General features: G+C 33.0%; 18 protein-coding genes. 15 read left to right on the plus strand and 3 right to left on the minus strand.

What is annotated here, in order from left to right; genetic code table 11:
• Positions 1-196 precede the first annotated feature (196 nt).
• Positions 197-1,129, plus strand: coding sequence for a UTP--glucose-1-phosphate uridylyltransferase GalU (galU, locus tag HGI79_RS17020; RefSeq protein ID WP_185651878.1), 933 nt, complete (start codon positions 197-199; stop codon positions 1,127-1,129).
• Between the two features lie 94 nt (positions 1,130-1,223).
• Here galU and HGI79_RS17025 read toward each other — a convergent pair whose 3' ends face one another.
• From HGI79_RS17025 to HGI79_RS17035, 3 genes are all read right to left on the minus strand, one after another.
• Positions 1,224-2,966 carry a solute:sodium symporter family transporter gene (locus HGI79_RS17025; protein WP_185651879.1) on the minus strand — a complete coding sequence of 581 codons (1,743 nt, stop codon included), beginning with the start codon at positions 2,964-2,966 and terminating at the stop codon, positions 1,224-1,226.
• A gap of 40 nt (positions 2,967-3,006) precedes the next feature.
• Positions 3,007-4,065: an aldose epimerase family protein gene (locus tag HGI79_RS17030; protein WP_185651880.1), complete on the minus strand. Its 1,059-nt coding sequence runs from the start codon at positions 4,063-4,065 to the stop codon at positions 3,007-3,009.
• Positions 4,066-4,291: 226 nt separating this feature from the next.
• Positions 4,292-5,173, minus strand: coding sequence for a LysR family transcriptional regulator (locus HGI79_RS17035; protein WP_185651881.1), 882 nt, complete (start codon positions 5,171-5,173; stop codon positions 4,292-4,294).
• A 594-nt stretch (positions 5,174-5,767) separates the two neighbouring features.
• On the opposite strand from HGI79_RS17035, the gene HGI79_RS17040 reads away from it, so the two are divergent.
• From HGI79_RS17040 to HGI79_RS17105, 14 genes are all read left to right on the plus strand, one after another.
• Positions 5,768-6,949 carry an MFS transporter gene (locus HGI79_RS17040; RefSeq protein WP_185651882.1) on the plus strand — a complete coding sequence of 394 codons (1,182 nt, stop codon included), beginning with the start codon at positions 5,768-5,770 and terminating at the stop codon, positions 6,947-6,949.
• A 389-nt stretch (positions 6,950-7,338) separates the two neighbouring features.
• Positions 7,339-8,223 carry an NAD(P)-dependent oxidoreductase gene (locus tag HGI79_RS17045; RefSeq protein WP_185651883.1) on the plus strand — a complete coding sequence of 295 codons (885 nt, stop codon included), beginning with the start codon at positions 7,339-7,341 and terminating at the stop codon, positions 8,221-8,223.
• A 109-nt stretch (positions 8,224-8,332) separates the two neighbouring features.
• Complete coding sequence (locus HGI79_RS17050) at positions 8,333-9,226, plus strand: xanthine dehydrogenase family protein subunit M (protein ID WP_185651884.1); 894 nt, start codon at positions 8,333-8,335, stop codon at positions 9,224-9,226.
• Positions 9,227-9,231: 5 nt separating this feature from the next.
• Positions 9,232-9,705, plus strand: a complete 474-nt coding sequence (locus tag HGI79_RS17055; protein ID WP_185651885.1) for a (2Fe-2S)-binding protein — start codon at positions 9,232-9,234, stop codon at positions 9,703-9,705.
• 5 nt (positions 9,706-9,710) lie between these two features.
• Entirely contained in the window at positions 9,711-10,988 is a 1,278-nt protein-coding gene (locus HGI79_RS23520; RefSeq protein ID WP_185651886.1) for a molybdopterin cofactor-binding domain-containing protein, read from the plus strand.
• Positions 10,989-10,991: 3 nt separating this feature from the next.
• Positions 10,992-11,969 carry a xanthine dehydrogenase family protein molybdopterin-binding subunit gene (locus tag HGI79_RS23525; protein WP_185651887.1) on the plus strand — a complete coding sequence of 326 codons (978 nt, stop codon included), beginning with the start codon at positions 10,992-10,994 and terminating at the stop codon, positions 11,967-11,969.
• A gap of 13 nt (positions 11,970-11,982) precedes the next feature.
• Positions 11,983-13,026, plus strand: coding sequence for a PTS transporter subunit IIC (locus HGI79_RS17070; protein WP_185651888.1), 1,044 nt, complete (start codon positions 11,983-11,985; stop codon positions 13,024-13,026).
• A 57-nt stretch (positions 13,027-13,083) separates the two neighbouring features.
• On the plus strand, positions 13,084-14,601 hold the full coding sequence (locus HGI79_RS17075) for a DUF362 domain-containing protein (protein ID WP_185651889.1): 1,518 nt from the start codon (positions 13,084-13,086) through the stop codon (positions 14,599-14,601).
• Positions 14,602-14,603: 2 nt separating this feature from the next.
• Positions 14,604-15,443: a UPF0280 family protein gene (locus HGI79_RS17080; RefSeq protein WP_185651890.1), complete on the plus strand. Its 840-nt coding sequence runs from the start codon at positions 14,604-14,606 to the stop codon at positions 15,441-15,443.
• Positions 15,444-15,727: 284 nt separating this feature from the next.
• Positions 15,728-16,534, plus strand: a complete 807-nt coding sequence (gene yqeB / locus HGI79_RS17085) for a selenium-dependent molybdenum cofactor biosynthesis protein YqeB (RefSeq protein ID WP_185651891.1) — start codon at positions 15,728-15,730, stop codon at positions 16,532-16,534.
• Positions 16,535-16,776: 242 nt separating this feature from the next.
• Positions 16,777-17,364: an amino acid synthesis family protein gene (locus HGI79_RS17090; protein ID WP_185651892.1), complete on the plus strand. Its 588-nt coding sequence runs from the start codon at positions 16,777-16,779 to the stop codon at positions 17,362-17,364.
• Between the two features lie 25 nt (positions 17,365-17,389).
• Complete coding sequence (locus HGI79_RS17095) at positions 17,390-18,550, plus strand: amidohydrolase family protein (protein WP_185651893.1); 1,161 nt, start codon at positions 17,390-17,392, stop codon at positions 18,548-18,550.
• A gap of 25 nt (positions 18,551-18,575) precedes the next feature.
• Entirely contained in the window at positions 18,576-19,139 is a 564-nt protein-coding gene (locus tag HGI79_RS17100) for a hypothetical protein (protein ID WP_185651894.1), read from the plus strand.
• Between the two features lie 176 nt (positions 19,140-19,315).
• Positions 19,316-20,644, plus strand: coding sequence for a transglutaminase domain-containing protein (locus HGI79_RS17105; RefSeq protein ID WP_185651895.1), 1,329 nt, complete (start codon positions 19,316-19,318; stop codon positions 20,642-20,644).
• The last annotated feature ends 118 nt before the right edge of the window (positions 20,645-20,762 follow it).

Here is a 20,762-nt window from a genome sequence, read left to right on the forward strand (position 1 = left end):
GAAGCCTGATTTTCAGAGAGTTGAGAATATGAGCTAAAATAAATGAGAGGTAAATTAAATATAGTGAAGTTAACTGAAATTTAGGATATAATTATTAATAGAAGATAGATGCTTATGATTTAGAGCAGATGAACTATTAGTAAATCTGTGTCAGTTAAAATTGCATTGTAAATATTAAAGAAAGGGTGGAACCACAATGAAGGTAAAGAAAGCAATAATTCCCGCAGCTGGGCTAGGTACAAGATTTCTACCTGCAACAAAGGCTCAACCTAAGGAGATGCTGCCTATAGTAGACAAACCTACTATTCAATATATAATAGAAGAAGCAGTATCTTCAGGAATTGAAGAAATATTAATAATTACAGGAAGAAATAAAAGAGCTATAGAAGATCACTTTGATAAATCTGTAGAACTTGAAGACGAGCTTAGGAATAATCATAAAGAAGAGTTATTACAATTAGTACAGAATGTATCCAATATGGTAGATATACACTACATAAGACAAAAGGAGCCTAAGGGATTAGGTCATGCCATAGGCCGTGCTAAAACCTTTGTAGGAAAGGAGCCTTTTGCTGTTATGCTGGGTGATGATATAGTTGACAGTGAAGTGCCTTGTTTAAAACAATTAATACATTGCTATGATGAATATAAAACCTCTATACTAGGGGTGCAGCCTGTTGCTGAAACACAGGTATCTAAGTATGGTATTGTAAAGGGAATAAAGATTGAGGATAAGGTTTATAAAGTAAAAGATTTGATAGAGAAACCTAAGGTGGAGGAGGCGCCATCTAATATAGCTATTCTAGGGAGATACATCATAACTCCTAAGATATTTGAAATACTTGAAAAAACTGCACCAGGCAAAGGTGGAGAAATACAGCTTACGGATGCATTAAAGGAACTGGCAAAACAAGAAGCTATGTATTCTTATTGTTTCGATGGGAAAAGATATGATGTAGGAGACAAGTTTGGGTTTTTGCAGGCTAATATAGAATATGCATTAAAACGTGAAGACTTGAGAGAAAGTCTGATGACATATATTTCGAGTATTAAAACTGATACTTTTGAAGCAGAAGCGGTTTATAGTAAGAAAAATTTAATAGTAAAAGAAGCTGTTTTAACTGAGTAACATAGCAAGCTCTAATATTTTTCGATAATCAATTCTGGCTGCTGCTCAAAGGTACCAGATTACCCCAGGGAGTTGACCCCTGGGGTAATTTTGTTTAAATGTTTTCATTAACCTTTTTCATATATGCGCTCTCTGGTCCTTTACTAACTTCTTTATTCTTTAGTTTTATTAATTTAAATACCAATAGTATTAAACAAGCACTAAACGCCAAGTAACCTATAGTTTTAATTGAAATACCAGTTGTACCTACAATACCTAATTTTGAACATACTATATACATTGATACCATTAAGAATATTACAACTCCGCTGGCTGTATAACGGTGTTCCCATGGTTTTATGTCTACCACTTTGTTATCTTTTAATTCGTAAGGAACTTCTCTAGGTTTAATTTTGCCTACTACTAACATGATTATGCAGCTGACTACAAATAGTATTCCTAATTGGTGTAGAAAGTGTAGGTTTGGTTTAAATACTAATTGAAGTAAAGCATAAGTTAACACGAAAAATGGTAAAGCTATTTTTGCTGCTAGAGCTGGAACCTTTTTAGTTAAATATCCAATAAATATTATTGTAAATATAGGAACATTGAAAAAACCGTTTACTATCTGAAGATATTGAAATAATCCTTGAGGAGCATACATTATAAATGGTGCAATAATCATTGATATTATAGCTAAAACAAAGCCAAATTTTTTACCCTGCGAAACAATCTCTTTGTCACTTTTACCTTTACCGAAAATAGGGTTATATACATTTAATGCAAATAAAGTTGATGCACTATTTAAAACTCCATTAAATACACTAAGTATTGATCCAAACATAGCAGCTGCAAAGAATCCTATTAATGGTTTAGGTAATACATCATTAGCTAATCTAGAATACATTAAATCAGGATTTTCAGCACCAGCTCCATATAAGTGAAAGGCTATTATTCCTGGGATTATTACTATTATTGGTGTTACTACCTTTAGTAAGCCTGCGAATATTACGCCCTTTTGACCCTCTTTAAGATTTTTAGCTGCAAGAGCTCTTTGTATAATAGCTTGATCTGTTCCCCAGTAATAAAGGTTAACTAGTAACATTCCTGTAAATATTGTGATAAAAGGTACTGGATCTTTTGCTGAACCTATTGCATTAAATTTTTCTGGATTATGTGTAAGTATTTGTGTTAATCCCTGTGAAAAGTGTCCTTTTCCAAGGGCAATTAAACCAAAGAAAGGAACAAGTAAACCACCGATAGCTAGTCCTATTCCGTTTAATGTGTCAGATACCGCAACTGCTTTTAATCCGCCGAGTATAGCATAAAGGAAACCGATTATACCTATAACCCATACCGTAAGCCATATGCTTGCTACATAACTTATACCGAAAATACCTTGTAAATCGAATATTTGACTTAAAGCTATTGCACCAGAGTAAAGTGTGATTGGAAGTGCATTAGAAACATAACCTAATAAAAATAGTAAAGAAACAATTTTTTTAACCCCTGAGTCAAAACGATCTTCTAAAAAATCTGGTACTGTTGTTATACCTTGCTTTAAATATCTTGGGACTAGAAACATTGCCACAAGTACAAGTGTAATACCTGAAGTTACCTCCCAAGACATAACACTCATATTATTGGTATAGGCTTGAGCACTCATACCTACAAAGTTAGCTGCACTTAAATTCGTTAGTAATAGCGATGCTCCTATAACACCACCAGTTAAACTACGTCCCCCCAAGAAATAAGAGTCCTTTGAATCATGGTTGTTAGTACCCTTTATTCTTGAGTAAGTTATAATTCCCACTAAGCCCACAAAGAAAATAAATGAAATAATAATTAAACCATGCATTATAATATCCCCCTTGATTATATTAATTTTTTTAAAAATACTATCTTATAGAAAATTTATAAATAGTAGTGTGCCTATAGGTGTCTCCTGCTTTTAGTGTTGGTGAAGGAAAATGTTTGCAATTTACAGCGTTAGGAAAGTGTTGGGTTTCAAGGCATAGGCCGCTGTTTTTACCATACTTAACACCGTCTTTGCAATACTCAGATTCATCAATATAGTTTCCAGTATACAATTGTATTCCAGGTTTAGTTGTATAAACTTCCATAACTCGTCCACTAGTGTTATCAAAAACTTCAGCTGCTTTTTCGGTTATTTTACCGTTTACATTCAGTACCCAGTTATTATCATATCCATTAGCGTAAACTATTTGATCATAGTTACTAAATATTCCTGGTTCTATGGTAGTTAATTTAGTAAAATCCATAGGTGTTTCTTTTACATTATGTATCTCTCCCGTAGGAATGCTGTTTCTATCGTTTACAGTGAATTTATCAGCATTAATCATAACTTGATGCTTTAGAATGTTTCCAGGTCCATGACCTGATAAATTGAAGTATGAGTGATTAGTTAAGTTTACTGCAGTATCTTTATCTGAAACTGCAAAGTAATCAATTTTAAGACAGTTATCCTCTGTTAATGTATATATAACTTTAGTATCAAGATTGCCTGGATATCCTTCTTCATCGTCTTTACTAACATAAGAAAGTTCAAGAGCTTCATCTTGTCCCATATTAACTATTTCTGCTTGCCATAGTACTTTATCAAAGCCTATAAAACCACCATGTAATTGATTTTCCCCTTCATTTTTTGTAAGATTATATACTGTATCACTTATTTTAAATCTAGCATCCTTAATTCTATTTGCATATCTGCCTATAGTTGCACCAAAGTAAGGTTTGTTTTTTAAATATCCCTCAAGTCTATCGTAACCAAGTACAATATCATGAAATTTACCATTTTTATCAGGTACAAAAAGTGAAACCAATATTCCACCGTAGTTTATTATTTTAGCCTGTAAGTCATTAGAGTTAGTAAGAGTAAAAATATTTACTTCTTTTTTATCTGTAGTTTTACCATAGAAATTTTTTGTAATTGTCATAAAAATACCCCTCCTTTCGTAAATTACCCACATGTATATAATTTCACATGGTATAATTTGATTTTGAAACCGTTTATAGGTATATTTTAGAATATATTTACTAAAAAATCAATATGTTTTTACTAAAATTTTACTTGTATAATATGAATGGTACATGGTTAATAAAGGAAAATATGGAAATAAGGCCATAACTTCTAGGAAATAGAAGCTATAGCCTTATCTTTGCCTATACTTTAAAAATTTCAATAAAATGACGGGCAGCAGTAGATAAGTAACGGTCTTTCATCCATATTACAGCTACTCTTGTTTCTATTGATGGTTCTATAATTTCTTTAACTTTTAAATTTACATGAGACATAATATTTAAGTTGGATTTTGGAACAATGGCTATACCAATACCCGCATTAGCCCAGATTAATGATGATCTAACATCACCATTACTGCATACCACGTTAAGTTGTTCAAAACCATTTTCTTTACAAGCATCTGTTATAATCTTTTCAAATCTTCTATTTATTATTACAGGTTTATCTTTTAATTCTATAAAGGGTATAGTTTCTGTATCTTTATCGTCATAAAATTTAGGGTCAGCTATAGCTACCATCCTATCACCTACTGGTTCATTTGTTAAAAACATAAAGTTATATTTTTCGTAATTGAAAGGAGTTCTTATAATTCCTAATTCTATAACACCATTATTCAATAGTTCTATAATTCGAAAGGTATCCCCTTCCCACACTTCAAAATTTACATTAGGGTACTGTTCATGAAAATTATAGACTTTATCTGGTAATATGGAAGCTCCTGAGGCTCCTACAGTACCAATATTAACTGTACCCTGTACTCCTTCATTTAAATCTTTTAATTCTTTTAGGGTGGTTTTAACTAATTCTAATATTTGTTCCGATTTATTACGAAGTATATTACCCGCCTCTGTTAATTCTACACTTCTGCTTTTTCTTTCTAATAACTGAACACCCAATTCCTTTTCTAATAATTTTAACTGCTGACTAAGTGGCGGTTGTGCTATATTTAAGCGTTTAGATGCTGAGGTTATTTGTCCTTCTTCTGCAACTGTAAGAAAATATTTAAGCTGCCTGATATCCATATACATTTCCCCTTTATATTTATATATTTTTTTCATATGAATTGATACGTATTAGATATTTTTCATATATATCTTTCTTTGTTATAATAATAACCGAAATCAATTTTACAATCAATAAGGGTAAAATTTAATAAAAAAGTAATTTTTTTATTATTATTTTGTGACATTTTCAAATATAGATACCAACAACTTAAATTTAACTTATACGTAGGGATATGATACCAAAACTGAAGGCACTTTTAAAAACTTTTTTATTAGTCTTAGTGAAGTGTTTTTGAAAATCTTAGAAGCTTTGATATGGTTGAAAGCCTGAATGGCTTTCAACCAGCGACTTATCAATGGTAATTGATAAGTTGGTCCGGACTGAGGCACGAGTTTATCAAAGGTTCTTATAAATTTATAATGAAACTACTCTTCCTTACGTCAGAGTAGTAAGCGATTCGCACAAAATCACAGATTTTGGCTCTCTGCTTAAACACGAACTTTAGACTAATTAAAAGTTTTTAACGTGACGAAGTTTGGTATCATATCACGGAGTATAAGTTAAATTTCGGGCATGGCTATCTGTAATAGTTTTAAAAAGGAGAGAACAATATGAATAATCGCTACATTGGTTTATTGACTTCTAGTCATTTAATTACAGATATTTATCAAGGTGCATTACCTGCAATGCTTCCTTTTCTTATTTCAGATAGACATCTTAGTTATTCCGCTGCTGCATTTTTAATTTTTGCTGCAAATATAAGTTCATCTATAGTACAACCCATCTTTGGATTTTATTCTGATAAAATTTCAGCACCCTGGATGCTGCCACTGGGAGTTCTATTGGCTGGACTAGGTATTGGAGCTGCAGGTGTCACCTCTAACTACTGGTTAATGTTTATTGCAGTAACCTTAAGTGGTGTTGGTATAGCATCTTTTCATCCTGAAGGGGCTCGTCTAGCAAATAGTTTTGCAGGTAAAAATAAAGCAACGGGTGTCAGCACCTTTGCCGCAGGAGGAAATATAGGTTTTGCATTAGGACCAATAATAACCACTGCAATCTTGGTGATTTTCGGCTTAAAGGGTACAATGTTTTTAGTTATACCAGCGGCTATTATGGCTGCAATTCTTCTATCCCAGCTATCAAATTTTTCTAAAGGTTTAAAAGCTTCCAATGAAGTTACTGTAAACCTAAAGTCAGAAGCTGTGGAGGATGAATGGAATCCTTTCTTTCGTTTAACTGCAACACTTGTTTGCCGTGCTATAGTATTTTTCGGACTTAATACTTTCCTTCCTCTTTATTGGATACATGTATTAAATCAATCTAAACAGGCAGGAAGTGCAGCTCTATCTATATTAATATTTGTAGGAGCTATGGGAACTCTTGTGGCAGGACGTGTGTCAGATCGTATTGGACATCGTAAAGTAATACTAGCTGGTTTTGCTGCGCTTATACCACTGATGTTTATTTTTATAAATGTTCAAAATGTTAAAATAGCCACTATAATGTTGATTCCAATGGGACTTGCTCTTTATGCTCCATATAGTCCAATGGTGGTACTCGGTCAAAAATATTTGCCAAAGCATATGGGACTAGCATCCGGAGTTACTTTAGGATTAGCCGTAACCATGGGAGGAGTGGTTGCTCCATTACTTGGATGGATATCAGATCATTATGGAATACATGCAGCCATATCCTGCTTAACGGTTCTGCCTATTATTGCAGTACTTTTAGCATTAGTTTTACCTCAACCTAAGGTTGATAGGGTATTAAAAACTGAAACCAGTAATTAAATGTGATATATAGGTACGGAACTTTTAAATTTAATTTATTCCACACAGGATATTATTAGATTCTGCCACTAATAAATAGTTTAAGAAAGTCTAAGTATCAAATTAGCAGAAAAGCTAAGCACTTTGATAAACTCGCTTAGGCTCAAACAGTATCAAAGTGCTAAGATTTTCTACTAATTTAAAACTAAGACTTTCTAATAAACTATTTAAAGGTGACAAAATCTAATAATATCCTATGTTACATAAATTAAATTTAAAAGTTCCACATCTATAAAGCAGGTGCAATATACAAAGATAAAAATAAGAACTTTGATAAACTCGATTAAGATTTTATAAAAGTGAAAGAATAGAATAGATTAGATTAATTAAAATTACATGGAGGTATAGAAATGAAAGTAGGTTTTATAGGATTAGGTGTTATGGGTAAGCATATGGCAGCTAATATATTAAAAAATGGTTGTGAGCTTAAGGTTTATGATGTAGTTTCTAGTGTTGTTAGGGAATTTGAAGAAAAGGGAGCCAGCTCTGGAAATACTCCAGCAGAAGTTGCGTCGGAATGTGATGTAGTTATGACTTCACTTCCAAACTCTCAAATAGTTAAGGAGGTTATTCTAGGTGAAAATGGAGTTTTACAAGGAGCTAAACCTGGAACTATATTAGTTGATTTAAGTAGTATTACTCCAAAAACAATTCAACATATATGTAAAGAAGCTGAGAAAAAGGGTGTACAGGTATTGGATGCTCCAGTTAGTGGAGGAGCAGCTGGCGCTGAAAAAGGTACATTAACTATTATGGTTGGTGGTAAGAAAGAAGTATTTGATAAAGTTGTTCCTATTTTACAATATATAGGTAAAAAGCTTCATCATGTTGGTGATATAGGTGCAGGAGATACGGTGAAACTAGTAAATAATCTGCTTTTGGGTGCAAATATGGCTGCAGTATGTGAAGCTCTTGCGTTAGGTGCTAAGGCAGGCTTAGATCCGGATGTACTTTTTGATGTTATAAGTGAGAGTTCAGGTAACTCTTATGCATTAACTTCAAAATACAATAATTTTATAAGCAAAAGAAATTTTGAACCAGGATTTATGGTGGATTTACAGTATAAAGACTTACAACTGGCAATTGATACAGCAAAAGATTTACAAATGCCTTTAATTATAGGTAATTTAACTCAGCAGATATATGAAATTGCTAGAAGTGAAGGTTTTGGAAAAGAAGACATTTCATCCGTCATAAAAGTTTATGAAAAATGGATAAAAACCACAAATAAATAGTAAATTATTAAAAAAATGCAATAAATATTTTCAAAAACTTAAAAACATTGTATAATAATTAAAAAAATGCTCGAATAAAAGCGAAATTTGTTGAAAAGAGGGGTGCAAAATGAATTCATTTGAATATTACGCGCCGGAGAATATTGAAGAGGCCATAGAGGTATTAAAGATATCAGATAAAAATACTTGTGTTTTGGCAGGAGGAACTGATTTAATTGTTAAATTCAGAAAAAAAATAATAAAACCTACTAAGGTTGTAAGCTTAAAAAAGGTTCAGGAGCTTAATTATATAAAAGAAGAAGATGACTTTATTAAAATTGGTTCCATGGCAACTCATTCACAAATAGAACAGAATGAGTTAATTAATAAAAAAGCTAAGATTTTAGCTGAGGCTTGTAGAGATGTTGGTTCCACACAAATAAGAAATTTAGGTACTATAGGTGGAAATATTGTAAATTCTTCAGCGGCTGCAGATTCAGTTGCAGCTTTGGTTGCATTAGATGCTAATTGCGTTATTAAAAATGCTGAGGGTGAAAGAATAGTAAATATTAATGAACTCTATGGAAAGAATGGTAATGCAATTATAGGTAAAAATGAAATTTTAAAAGAAATATTTTTTAAAGCACCAAATTGTAATTCTGTATCAGGATTTAAAAAATTAGGTAGAAGAAGTGCTTTAGCAATAGTTGTAGTGAGTATAGGAATAATTCTTGAAAAAATGCCACATGAAAACAAGTGTAAAAATATTAAAATTTCCATTGGTGCAATTTCAAGAAATCCATGTAGAGCAATTGAGGCAGAAAACATTTTAATAGGACAAGAAATAAATAGTGAAAATATTAAAAAATGCTTAGATAAGGTTTCGGAAATTACTGTAAATAGCCTTGAAAAATCACCTTTTAAAAATTTGATTCCACATAAGAAATATGCTGTAAAAGGTATTGGATTAGAGGTTTTTGAAAGAATTTGTCCAGAGTTAGAAAATAGTGAAAATAAGGGGTAGTAGTTATGGAAAAAGTAAAAATATCTTTTAAACTAAATGGAAAAGATGTTTCTGCAGAAATTAATCCTAGTAAAAGATTAATAGACGTAATCAGAGAAGATTTTGGACTTACAGGTGTGAAAGAAGGCTGTTCTGAAGGTGAGTGTGGAGCATGTACTATTATTTTAAATGATGAAGCTGTTACATCCTGTTGTATTTTAGGTCCACAGGTTGATGGATGTTCAGTAATAACCATAGAAGGTTTAGAAAAAAATGGAGAACTACATAAGCTTCAACAAGCATTTTTAGATGCTGGAGCTGTTCAATGTGGCTTTTGCACTCCTGGAATGATACTTTCTGCAAAGGCATTACTTATGAAAAATCCAAATCCAACTGTAGAAGAAATTAAAACAGCTATTGCAGGTAATTTGTGTAGATGTACAGGATATAAAAAAATTGTAGATGCAGTTCAACTTGCAGCCGGGCAGAAGGATAGGTGAGTTATGTGAAAAATTATAATGTTATAGGTAAAAATGTTGAAAAAAAAGATGGTATTCCCAAAGTTACAGGTAAAGCAATGTTTGCTAGAGATATTAACTTTGAAGGTATGCTGCATGCTAAGGTTTTAAGAAGTAAAGTAGCACATGCTGTATTAAAAAATATTGATACCAGTAAAGCAGAAAAATTGCCTGGTGTTGTTTGTGTGCTGACTAGTAAAGATGTTCCAGGAAAAAATAGGGTAGGCATAATTTTAAAAGATGAACCTGTACTAGTGGACGATAAAATTAGAAGATATGGGGATGCTTTAGCTGTTGTGGCTGCGGAAACTGAAGAAATTGCAGAGCAAGCCTTGGATTTAATAGAAGTTGATTATGAAGAACTTCCCTTAATAACAACTATAGATGAGGCATTAAAAGAGGATTCTCTAAAAGTTCACGGGGATACAAATATTTTAGCAGATAAAACTCTTATAAAAGGCCATGTAGATGAAGCCTTTAAAAAATGTGATGTCATAGTAGAAAACACATATAAAACAAATTATTTTGCACATATGTTTATAGAACCTGAAGCTGGTGTATCTAAATATGAAAATGGAATATTAACCATATGGGCATCCACACAAAATACCCATTTTGATAGAGGTGAAGTTGCGAGAGTATTAAGCCTTCCACAGAGTAAGGTTAGAGTTGTACAAGCTGAAACTGGGGGTGGCTTTGGTGGTAAGCTAGATATTTCTACTCAATGTTTGCTTGGATTATTGACTTATCGTACCAAAAGACCTGTAAAGCTTGCTTATACAAGAGAAGAATCTATGGAGGTTTCATCTAAAAGACATCCCCATATCATGAAATATAAAACTGGTGCAGATAAAAATGGAAAATTACTTGCAATGGAAGCAGAATTTGTACAAGACTCAGGTGCTTATGCATCCTATGGACCAGCAGTAGTCACAAGAAGTATGGTTCATTCTACAGGACCTTATGAAATACCAAATATTAGAGTAAAGTCTACTATGGTGTATACTAATAATCCAATGGCTGGTGCATTTAGAGGTTTTGGAGTACCACAGGTAGCCATTGCACACGAACAGCAAATGGATGCATTAGCTGAAAAACTAAATATGAGCCCATACCATATAAGAATGATAAATGCATTTAGAGTTGGTTCATATACAAGTACTATGCAAAAATTAGAAGGTAGTGTTGGTATTATAGAGACTATGGAAAAAGCTAGAGAAAAAGCAGAGGAAGTTATATTTAAAAATGAGATAAAGGAGGTGTAAAATATGAAAAAAAGAGGCGTGGGAATAGGGTGCATGTGGTATGGCATAGGTAATACTGGACTACCTAATCCAGCATCAGCATTCGTAGAAGTTCACAATGATTGTTCAGTAACAGTTTTAGCCGGATGTGCTGATATAGGTCAAGGGTCAAATACAGTAATGTGTCAGATTGTTGCAGAAACTTTAGGGGTAGATTATGAAGATGTAAATATTGTTTCAGCAGATACAGGTTCAACTCCTGATGGTGGAGCAACTTCTGCAAGTAGGCAAACTTATATATCGGGTAATGCATGTAAAAAAGCTGCTGAAATGGCAAAAGAAACATTATTAGGAGTGGCTGCAGAATTATTAAGTGCTGATAAAAATGAAATCATATTAAATAATAAAAAAGCTTATGTACAGGGTAAAGAAGAGTTTAGCATACCATTACAAGAAATTTTAGATGGTTGTAAAGCAAGAGGAATAATTGCAGTAGGCTCTGGATACTTTAATCCTAATGTAACTTCTCTTGATGCCAAAACTATGCAGGGAATACCCTTTGCAACCTATGCTTTTGCAACACATTTTATAGAGGTTGAGGTAGATACCTATACCGGGGAAGTTAAAGTTTTAAAAGTTGTTGCTGCCCATGATGTAGGTCATGCAATTAACAGGCAAATGGTTGAAGGACAAATAGAAGGTGGATGCTTAATGGGAATGGGTTTAGGAATTCTGGAAAATTTACAAGTTGAAAATGCAAAGATGAAAACTTTAAATTTTTCTAATTATCTAATTTATACCGCAAAAGATATGCCTGAAATTTATCCAGTAATTGTAGAAAGTGAAGAAAAAACAGGACCTTTTGGAGCAAAAGGACTTGGTGAGCCTACATTAGTTCCAGTTGCTCCAGCCATTTTAAATGCTGTGTATAATGCTACTGGTGTAAGATTTACACAGGCTCCTTTAACACTTGAAACTGTAGTAGAAAAATTAAATGAATAGCGAGGTAATAAAAATGATTGAAAGTAAAAATGAAAAACAGGGCTTTTTAAAAAGAAAAAATATTGAATTTTCTGTACAAAGATATTTAGTTGATTCATTAAGTTATATGGCATTAGGACTTTTCAGTTCATTAATAATTGGTAGTATTCTTAATACTTTAGGTGCAAAATTAGGAATAGAATTCTTCACAAAGACTCTTTGGCCAATTGCTAAACAGATGACAGGACCGGCTATAGGTGTTGCTGTAGCTTATGGACTGCAAGCACCGCCACTTGTATTATTTTCTTCAGTTTTAACTGGAGCGGCTGGTGGAGCAGTAGGTGGACCTGTTGGAGCATATTTAGCAGCTGTTGCTGGAGCAGAATTTGGAAAATTAGTATCAAAGGAAACTAAAGTTGATATAATTGTAACACCTGCAGTAACACTTATCGTGGGTGTTCTTGTTGGAACAGCTGTTGGACCTGCAGTTGCAGCATTTATGACTGGATTTGGAAAACTGATTATGTATTCTACAGAACTTCAACCTATACCAATGGGAATCCTGGTTTCAGTTTTAATGGGAATAGCATTAACGCTTCCTATAAGTAGTGCAGCTATTTGTATAATGCTTGGATTAGGAGGAATTGCAGGAGGAGCTGCTACAGTTGGATGCTGTGCACAAATGGTTGGATTTGCTGTAATGAGTTATAAAGAAAATGGATTTTCTGGTTTAATATCTCAAGGACTAGGAACTTCTATGCTGCAGATGGGTAATATAGTACGCAACCCTAGGATATGGATACCTCCTATAATAGCTTCTGCAATAATAGGACCTATAGCTACAACTGTATTTAAATTATTAGGTACCCCAATTGGATCAGGAATGGGAACAAGTGGATTAGTTGGACCATTTGAAACTATAGTTGCTATGGAAAAGGCTGGAAGAGGTGGCCTGTCCATGTATATTGCTATAATTTTATTAGAATTCTTATTACCTGCAGTAATAACTTTAGTAGTAGCTGAATTTATGCGTAAAAAGCAATGGATAAAGTTTGGAGATATGAAGCTTGATTTATAAAAGAATCTATTCATAATAAAACATATGTTGCTTCGAATTAATAAGGAGGAAAGTATATTGATTTTAATTAATGATGATAAATGTAAAGGCTGTAAAATTTGCTCTAATAATTGTCCATTGGAAGCAATTCAGGTTGTAGATAAAAAGGCAAAACTAAATTCTAACTGTGTATCTTGTAAAATATGTTTTAAAGTATGTCCTTTTGAAGCTATTGAAATTATAGATAAAAATAATGCTGAGAACACTACTTGTACACATTGTCCTGTTAACTGTTCTATACCTTTAGATAAAACTGGGGCTTGTAAAAGGTATACTAATATTAACGGTGAGTTAGTTAGAAATAGAAAGCTTGTAGTTGAAGCTATAACCAAGACTCCAGAAGGGTCAAATCTTCCTTATAAGCCAGTTGTTACAGCGGTGGGCAGTGGAACAACTTATCCCTGTCTCCGTCCTGCACCATTAATAGTACAGGATACAGTAAATGACATAGACGTTGTAACTGTAGTTACAGAAGCACCTCTAAGCTATAGTGGAGTAAAAGTTAAAATTGATACAAACATGGATATTGGTGAAGAAGGTGCAAAGGTAAAAAGAGACGGGAAATGTGTTGGAAGGGTAACTACTGAAGAATACGGCTCAAAAATGCTTACAATTGGCGGAGCTAACCTCTTAAGCGGAGGAAATGATGGTTTTATTGTAGCAAAAACTATTGTGGACTTAGCTAATGGAAGAAGGGTTACCTTAAAAGTAGAGAATGGAAGTACCATAGAAGTGGAGCAGGACAAACCACCTGTTATTGATGGAGTACAGGAAACTTATATGAGAGTTGGTTGTGGTAGTGCAACTATTGGAATGTTTGCAAGACATTTATGTAAAGTGGTTGATGAAGCCATTGTATTAGATTTCCATGTAATAGGATTACTTTCAGAACATGCTGCTGGAAAAGAAGTAGGTATGGAATATAGTGGAGTAGTTCCTTATGGAAGAAAGAGTACCATGGGTAGATATTTTGGAAAGCATGGACACGGATGGGGCGGAACAGAAATTACCAATCCAGTAGATGCTGTCCAATCTGTAGATATGAGTATAGCAAAGCCAGGATATAAGATACTAGTAACAGAAACCACAGGGCAAAAGGCAGCTTTGTTAGAGGTTCAGGAGAATGGCTCAGTAAAAGAAATAGAAATTACTGAAGAAGTATTAAAATGTGCCAATATAATCTCTGAAAACTGCGAAAAATCCAATGTTTCCGTTATATATACTGGCGGTACTGGAGGAAGTGCCAGAGCAGGGGTAACCACCTTCCCTAAGAAGCTTACCAATGCAATTCATAATGATGAAGTTAAAATGACTATAGCTGGAGCTCCAGTATTTGTTCTTCCAGGTGGAGGAATAAACTTTATGGTTGATGTATCTAAGATGGTACCAGATGCAACTACCTGGGTGCCCACACCAGCAACTGTAGCTCCTGTAGAATATACAATGACTAGAAAGAAATATGAAGAAATTGGTGGTCATGTAAACTGTATAATAACAAAGGAAGAATTATTAAAAAAACTTAATTCTAAGGAGTAGATATGATAGAAGTACTGAGTAATGGCAAAGTATTCGTTAACTATGGTCCTATTCAAATGGTCCTTGATATATCAGTGAATAATATAAAATCTCCTAAACTGGGAACTGAAGTATCAAAGTATGTAATTAGCGAATTCAATAAATTATTAGAGTATATGCCTTTGATAAAATCCAGAGAATTAGTAAAAACTACGAATAATAATTTTCCGAGAGTTCTTCATAAGATGTTTAGTGCTGTTGAGAAGTCAGGAGATAACACCTTGACTCCTCTTGCAGCGGTAGCCGGTTCTTTTTCAGATATTGCCTTAGAAAAAGCTTTAGAACTTGGTGCTACTAGGGTAATCATAAATAATGGAGGAGATATAGCACTAAAAGATATAACTGGGGCTTCTATAAAAGTAGGAATACCCTTAAATACAGAATTAAATAATACAGAACTAATATTAACTATTACAAATGAAAGCAATATTCAAGGCATATGTACTAGTGGTCTTGGAGGCAGAAGCTTTACAAAAGGAATTGCTACTGCAGCTGTTGCTTTAGGTGAAACTGCAGCTATAGCAGATGCCTGCGCCACATACTTAGGTAATGAAACCAATGTAGAAGCTGATAGTATAACAAGGTGTTTAGCAGAAGACATAGATTCAGAAACAGACATACCAGGTCATTTAATAACCTTAAGCGTTGGTGAACTTACGGAAAAAGATGTATATAAGGCATTATTAAATGGATTAAATAAAGCAGAGAATTTGCATGAAAATAATATAATTCAGGGTGCTGTACTTTGTGTAAAAGACAGCATTGTAATGGTACCTGACAATATTGCAGTTTTAAAGGGATAACCATGCCCGAAATTTAACTTATACTCCGGAATATGTTGACAAACTTCAGCACGTTAAAAACTTTTAATCAGTCTAGAGTTCGTGTTTAAGAAAATCTAAGAATCTTATATAAACTCGCTACGCTCAAACATATATAAGATTCTAAGATTTTCTTAAACACTTCACTAAGACTGACAAAAAAGTTTTTAAATGTGCTTCAGTTTTGTCAACATATTCCTACGTATAAGTTAAATTTAAAAGTTCCGTACCTATGTTTAATGAGAAATGTTAAAGGGTGATATAAAATGTTTGAGGATATAATTGTAGTTAGAGGTGGAGGAGATATTGCTTCTGGGGTAATACAGAAACTGTATAGAAGTGGTTTTAGGGTTTTAGTTTTGGAAACGGAGAGACCTACTTCCATTAGAAGGAATGTGTGTTTTAGTGAAGCTGTATTTGAACAATGTGTGGTTGTAGAGGGTATAAAAGCTGTACTTGTAAATAATATGGATGAAGTGAAAAATGCATGGGAAGAAGGAGTTATTCCTGTTGTTATAGATAAAGAAGGAAAGTATATAGATTTAATAAAGCCTCAGGTTGTAGTGGATGCTATATTAGCTAAGAAAAATTTTGGTACAAATATTCACATGGCACCTATAACTATAGCCATAGGCCCAGGCTTTGAAGCAGGAAAAGATGTAAATATAGTAGTAGAAACTATGAGAGGACATAATTTAGGAAGATTAATATTTAGTGGCAGGGCTATGGAGAATACAGGTATACCTGGTGAAATAGGTGGTTATTCAAAGGAGAGGGTAATATATAGTCCAGCTGATGGTGTCATTACAAATGTAAAGGAAATTGGTGACTTAGTTAAGGCTGGGGAAACTATAGCTTGTGTAAATAATATTGAAATTAAAGCCACAATTAGTGGCATATTAAGAGGAATAATAAGAGAGGGCAGCAATGTAGTTAAAGACCTTAAAATAGCAGACATTGATCCTCGACTTACTGAAAAGGAAAATTCTAATACAATTTCTGATAAAGCTAGAAGTATTGGGGGAGCAGTTTTGGAAGCCGTATTATATTTGAAGAAAAGTTTAAAAAAATAAACAGATTTCTAAACTTCAATGGGAGTATTAGAGCGGGCAGCCATCGTATAAAATGACAATTAGGTGTCCGTTTACATATGTTTTTCATATGAAATGATATATATAAAATATTTTTCATATGGATACATTTCTGCTATAATAAAAACAATTTAATAATAAATTAATAATATTTTTATTAAATTGTTTTTATTATAGCGGGTTTTTTATTAATGTTTAATGTATTATACAGGGAGGAATTACTAATGGAAATAAAAGTAAGAAAGTTCTATACTTTTGTAGAAGAGATTATAGCAGATGGAGGTAAAGAGGTAACTGATAAGGTTCATAAAAGAATAGCAGCAGCAGTTATAATTGAAAATCCCTTTGCAGGAACATATGTAGAAGATTTGTCGCCACTTACAGATTGGAGTGTAGAAATAGCACCACTTCTTGTGCAGAAGGCTCTAGAAGCAGGCGGTATTGATAAATCTGAAGTAGAAAGCTATGGAAAAGGAGCTATTGTTGGAGGAAATGGAGAGTTAGAACATGCAGCGGCAATTCTTCATCCAAGCCTTGGAAAACCCTTCAGAGATGAAGTAGGTGGCGGAAAAGCAATAATTCCTTCAGCAAAAAAAATGGGATTCCCAGGCTGCACATTAGATGTACCACTACATTATAAAGATGCAGCTTTTGTAAGAACACATTTTGATGCTATGGAAGTAAGAATACCAGATGGTCCAAGAGATAACGAAATAGTTGTAGTACTTGCAATTACAAACTGTGGAAGACCTCATCCTAGAGTAGGTGGACTTAAAATAGAAGAAGCTAAAGGTGAAGATGGTTTAAGATAATTAAAAATGTAAGGGGGATTTTTCAATGTCAATATTAGCTATAAAAAACATTGGTATATTAGTTTCAGGTAATATAAATAAGCCTGTATTGGAATGTAACACAATATTAGTGGAAAATGGTGTTATAAAGAAAATAGGAGATGAATCAATTTTAGATGGTATTCAATGTGACAAAGTTATAGATGCAAAAGAAACTACGGTAGCTCCAGGATTTATTGATTCACATACCCATCCAGTAATAGGAGATTTTACACCAAGACAAAATACAATAGGATACATAGCAGCATCATTACATGGTGGAGTAACAACTATGATATCCGCTGGGGAATGTCATACTCCAGGAAGACCAAAGGATCCATCAGGTGCAAAAGCATTGGCTGTATTAGCTCATAAAAGTTCTGAAAATGCAAGACCCGGTGGAGTAAAGCTTCATGGTGGAGCATTAATTCTAGAAAAGGGCTTACAAGAAAAAGATTTTGAGGAATTATCAAAAGAAGGAGTATGGTTAGTAGGAGAAATAGGACTTGGTTCCGTAAATACTCCAGAACTTGCAGCTCCAATGGTAAAATGGGCTAGAAAACATGGGTTTAAAGTTATGATGCATACAGGAGGCACATCTATTCCAGGCAGCAGTACTATTACTGCACAGAATGTAATAGATACAGACCCAGACATAGTATCACATTTAAATGGAGGTCCAACAGCTATTCCTGTGGAAGAAGTTGATAAATTAATAAATGACACTAAATATGCATTAGAATTAGTACAATGTGGTAATTTTAAAGTTATGAAACATGCAGTAAATGCAGTTGCAAAAAAGGGTGAGTTAGAAAGATTAATAATAGGAAATGATTCACCATCAGGTACAGGAATTATTCCTCTAGGGGTAATGCGTACAGTATCTTACATTGCTTCAGAAACAGAAGCTTCAGCGGCACAAGCAATATGTTTTGCAACAGGAAATACGGCAAAGGTATTTGGATTAAATGTAGGAATAATAGAAGAAGGAAAAGAAGCTGATTTTGTAATAATGGATGCGCCAATGGGTTCAGCTGGTAAAAACAGCTTAGAAGCATTAGAATGTGGAGATCTACCTGGGGTTAGCATAGTAGTGGTTCATGGAGAAATATTGGTTACAAAAAGCAATAACACACCACCAGCATCAATAAAAGCTGTAATAAGTTAATTTAAAAGGAAAGAAGGTTATGTGAATGAGTGCTTTAAATAAAACAGGGCTGTCCACAGCTTTCTTATCTAGAAGAGTATTTGGGAAAAATGGTTCAAGTATATTTTCAGCTCTGTTAGCAATATCTTCAATTACTTGGATATCTTTAAATGGCGATATATTCTCAAGGCTTATAAAGAGTACATTTCAATGGTGGCCTGTAAGTGTTCCTATAACTGCAATTATTATTATTCTTATTTGGACACAATTAGCTATTGGAGTTGCAGTTTGTGCAGCAATTTTTGCAGCCCTTGGTATATATAAATATATGGTACCAATCACTACTTACTTAGCATTGCTAATTCCACCTGTACCAGGGTTATTAGTAGCTGAAGAATTTTTTATAAAAAAGTCAAAAGAACATATGAATACCAATATAATTGCTATAATAGCATGGATATTTGGAGGAATAGCTAGTTATATTTGTTTAAAATCAAACTTCTTTATACCGCCACTTATTGGAATGCTAACAAGTGGTATACTATATTATGTTTTCAGTAAAGCAGCAGAAAGAAAAGTAGTTGTAGGTAATAAAGTTGATTTGAAATAAGAAAATATGTTTTAAAATAAATAAAACACATGGGAATTCAAATAGCTATTTAAATAAAAACAGAGCTTTAAAGCTCTGTTTTTATTTAAATGAAGAAAAAAAATTCAAAGCATAATAAATAACTTAAATATTATCTTCGATAACTATATTATATATGTAAAGGAGGGTATTTACCTATGATTATAAAATGTAATATTAAAAGATTAGTAGCATTCAAACTACAAGCTCTAGTTATTTCGCTAATACTGTTATTTTATACTAATATAGCTTTTGCCCAAGATAACTATAAAGTTTTTGATGCACAACAAAATGTAAGTTCAAATAAAATATGGACTATTAAGTTTTCACAGAATATTGATAAAAACAGTGTAACTGGTGATAACATAAAAATTATTGATGAAAATGGCAATTCATTAAAATTAGATTTAAGTTGTAGTGGAAATTCCATAGCTATAAAACCTGTAAGTAATTATGAGCCAGGAAAGAATTATAATATTTATGTAGATAATATAAAGTCTTCTAGTGGACATAATCTTAAGTCTCCTGCAACTATGAAGTTCACAGTTAAAAATGATGTACAATCTAATCAGCAGGTTAATGCTTATTCTCTTGTAGATACACATACTTATAAAATTACAGATACTTTGACTTTTACAGCTGAGCAGGAAACAAAGCTTAGATTAAATTATAATATTGGCAGTTTAAGTAATTCACCATATCAAAAGGAAATAGATTTAAATGTCAGTGGTGAAAATGCTAAAATTATCTCTGAGGATTCAAGTTATAAAAAGCTTACTGGAGATTCTTATTTAAAACCAGGGGAAAAATTACAATATCAGGTAGTGAGAACAATACAGACTAGTGGTATAAAATACATAAAAGACCTTTCCAAAACCTCCGGAGATTATAATAATTTTAGTGAGTATAATAAATACACAGCACCAAGTGAAAAAATAGAAAGTGATAACGAAGAAATTGTAAACAAATCAAAAGAAATATTTAGTGGTATAACTAATCCTTATTATAAGGCAAAAAAAGCCTATGAATTTGTAAATAATTATATGAACTATGATGAAAGTAATAAAAATAAGGGAGCCTTAAATGCTCTGCAAACATCTAAGGGAGTTTGTGAGGACTATTCAGAGTTATTTGTTGCACTACTTAGAGCTTCAGGAGTTCCTGCTAGAGTTGTTACTGGCTTTTGGATTGATAAGAATAACTTTAATAATAATATAGCAAATGGAGATAACTATAGACATGCATGGGCGGAATATTACTTGCCAGAGTATGGCTGGATAGTAGTTGAACCTACTAATATATATTACTATAATGGGAATAAAACTATAGATTATGACTATTTTTCAAATTTAGATGGAGCTTCACATTTCATTGTGGGATATGATGCTGCTGGTGATTATAAAGATAACAACATTTATTATTATTATTCTGCAGGAAGTGGAGTTACTGTTAACACACAAACAAGTATAGAAGAAGATACTAGGTAGCAGGATAAGGTGTGAAATAAAATTTAAGCTGAGGTTGTTTATATAGATAACCACAACTTAAATTTAACTTATACGTAGGGATATATTACCAATGTTGAAGTCACATTTAAATATTTTT

It is taken from the genome of Clostridium sp. DJ247, assembly GCF_014231265.1.

What these genes read in the sequence shown, in the direction of transcription:
- HGI79_RS17055 (WP_185651885.1), top strand. Translation starts at nt 9,232, where the DNA reads ATGGAAAAAGTAAAAATATCTTTTAAACTAAATGGAAAAGATGTTTCT.
- HGI79_RS17105 (WP_185651895.1), top strand. Translation starts at nt 19,316, where the DNA reads ATGATTATAAAATGTAATATTAAAAGATTAGTAGCATTCAAACTACAA.
- HGI79_RS17045 (WP_185651883.1), top strand. Translation starts at nt 7,339, where the DNA reads ATGAAAGTAGGTTTTATAGGATTAGGTGTTATGGGTAAGCATATGGCA.
- HGI79_RS17040 (WP_185651882.1), top strand. Translation starts at nt 5,768, where the DNA reads ATGAATAATCGCTACATTGGTTTATTGACTTCTAGTCATTTAATTACA.
- yqeB (WP_185651891.1), top strand. Translation starts at nt 15,728, where the DNA reads ATGTTTGAGGATATAATTGTAGTTAGAGGTGGAGGAGATATTGCTTCT.
- HGI79_RS17090 (WP_185651892.1), top strand. Translation starts at nt 16,777, where the DNA reads ATGGAAATAAAAGTAAGAAAGTTCTATACTTTTGTAGAAGAGATTATA.
- HGI79_RS17070 (WP_185651888.1), top strand. Translation starts at nt 11,983, where the DNA reads ATGATTGAAAGTAAAAATGAAAAACAGGGCTTTTTAAAAAGAAAAAAT.
- HGI79_RS23525 (WP_185651887.1), top strand. Translation starts at nt 10,992, where the DNA reads ATGAAAAAAAGAGGCGTGGGAATAGGGTGCATGTGGTATGGCATAGGT.
- HGI79_RS17100 (WP_185651894.1), top strand. Translation starts at nt 18,576, where the DNA reads ATGAGTGCTTTAAATAAAACAGGGCTGTCCACAGCTTTCTTATCTAGA.
- HGI79_RS17035 (WP_185651881.1), bottom strand. Translation starts at nt 5,173, where the DNA reads ATGGATATCAGGCAGCTTAAATATTTTCTTACAGTTGCAGAAGAAGGA.
- HGI79_RS17030 (WP_185651880.1), bottom strand. Translation starts at nt 4,065, where the DNA reads ATGACAATTACAAAAAATTTCTATGGTAAAACTACAGATAAAAAAGAA.
- HGI79_RS17095 (WP_185651893.1), top strand. Translation starts at nt 17,390, where the DNA reads ATGTCAATATTAGCTATAAAAAACATTGGTATATTAGTTTCAGGTAAT.
- HGI79_RS17025 (WP_185651879.1), bottom strand. Translation starts at nt 2,966, where the DNA reads ATGCATGGTTTAATTATTATTTCATTTATTTTCTTTGTGGGCTTAGTG.
- HGI79_RS17080 (WP_185651890.1), top strand. Translation starts at nt 14,604, where the DNA reads ATGATAGAAGTACTGAGTAATGGCAAAGTATTCGTTAACTATGGTCCT.
- HGI79_RS17050 (WP_185651884.1), top strand. Translation starts at nt 8,333, where the DNA reads ATGAATTCATTTGAATATTACGCGCCGGAGAATATTGAAGAGGCCATA.
- galU (WP_185651878.1), top strand. Translation starts at nt 197, where the DNA reads ATGAAGGTAAAGAAAGCAATAATTCCCGCAGCTGGGCTAGGTACAAGA.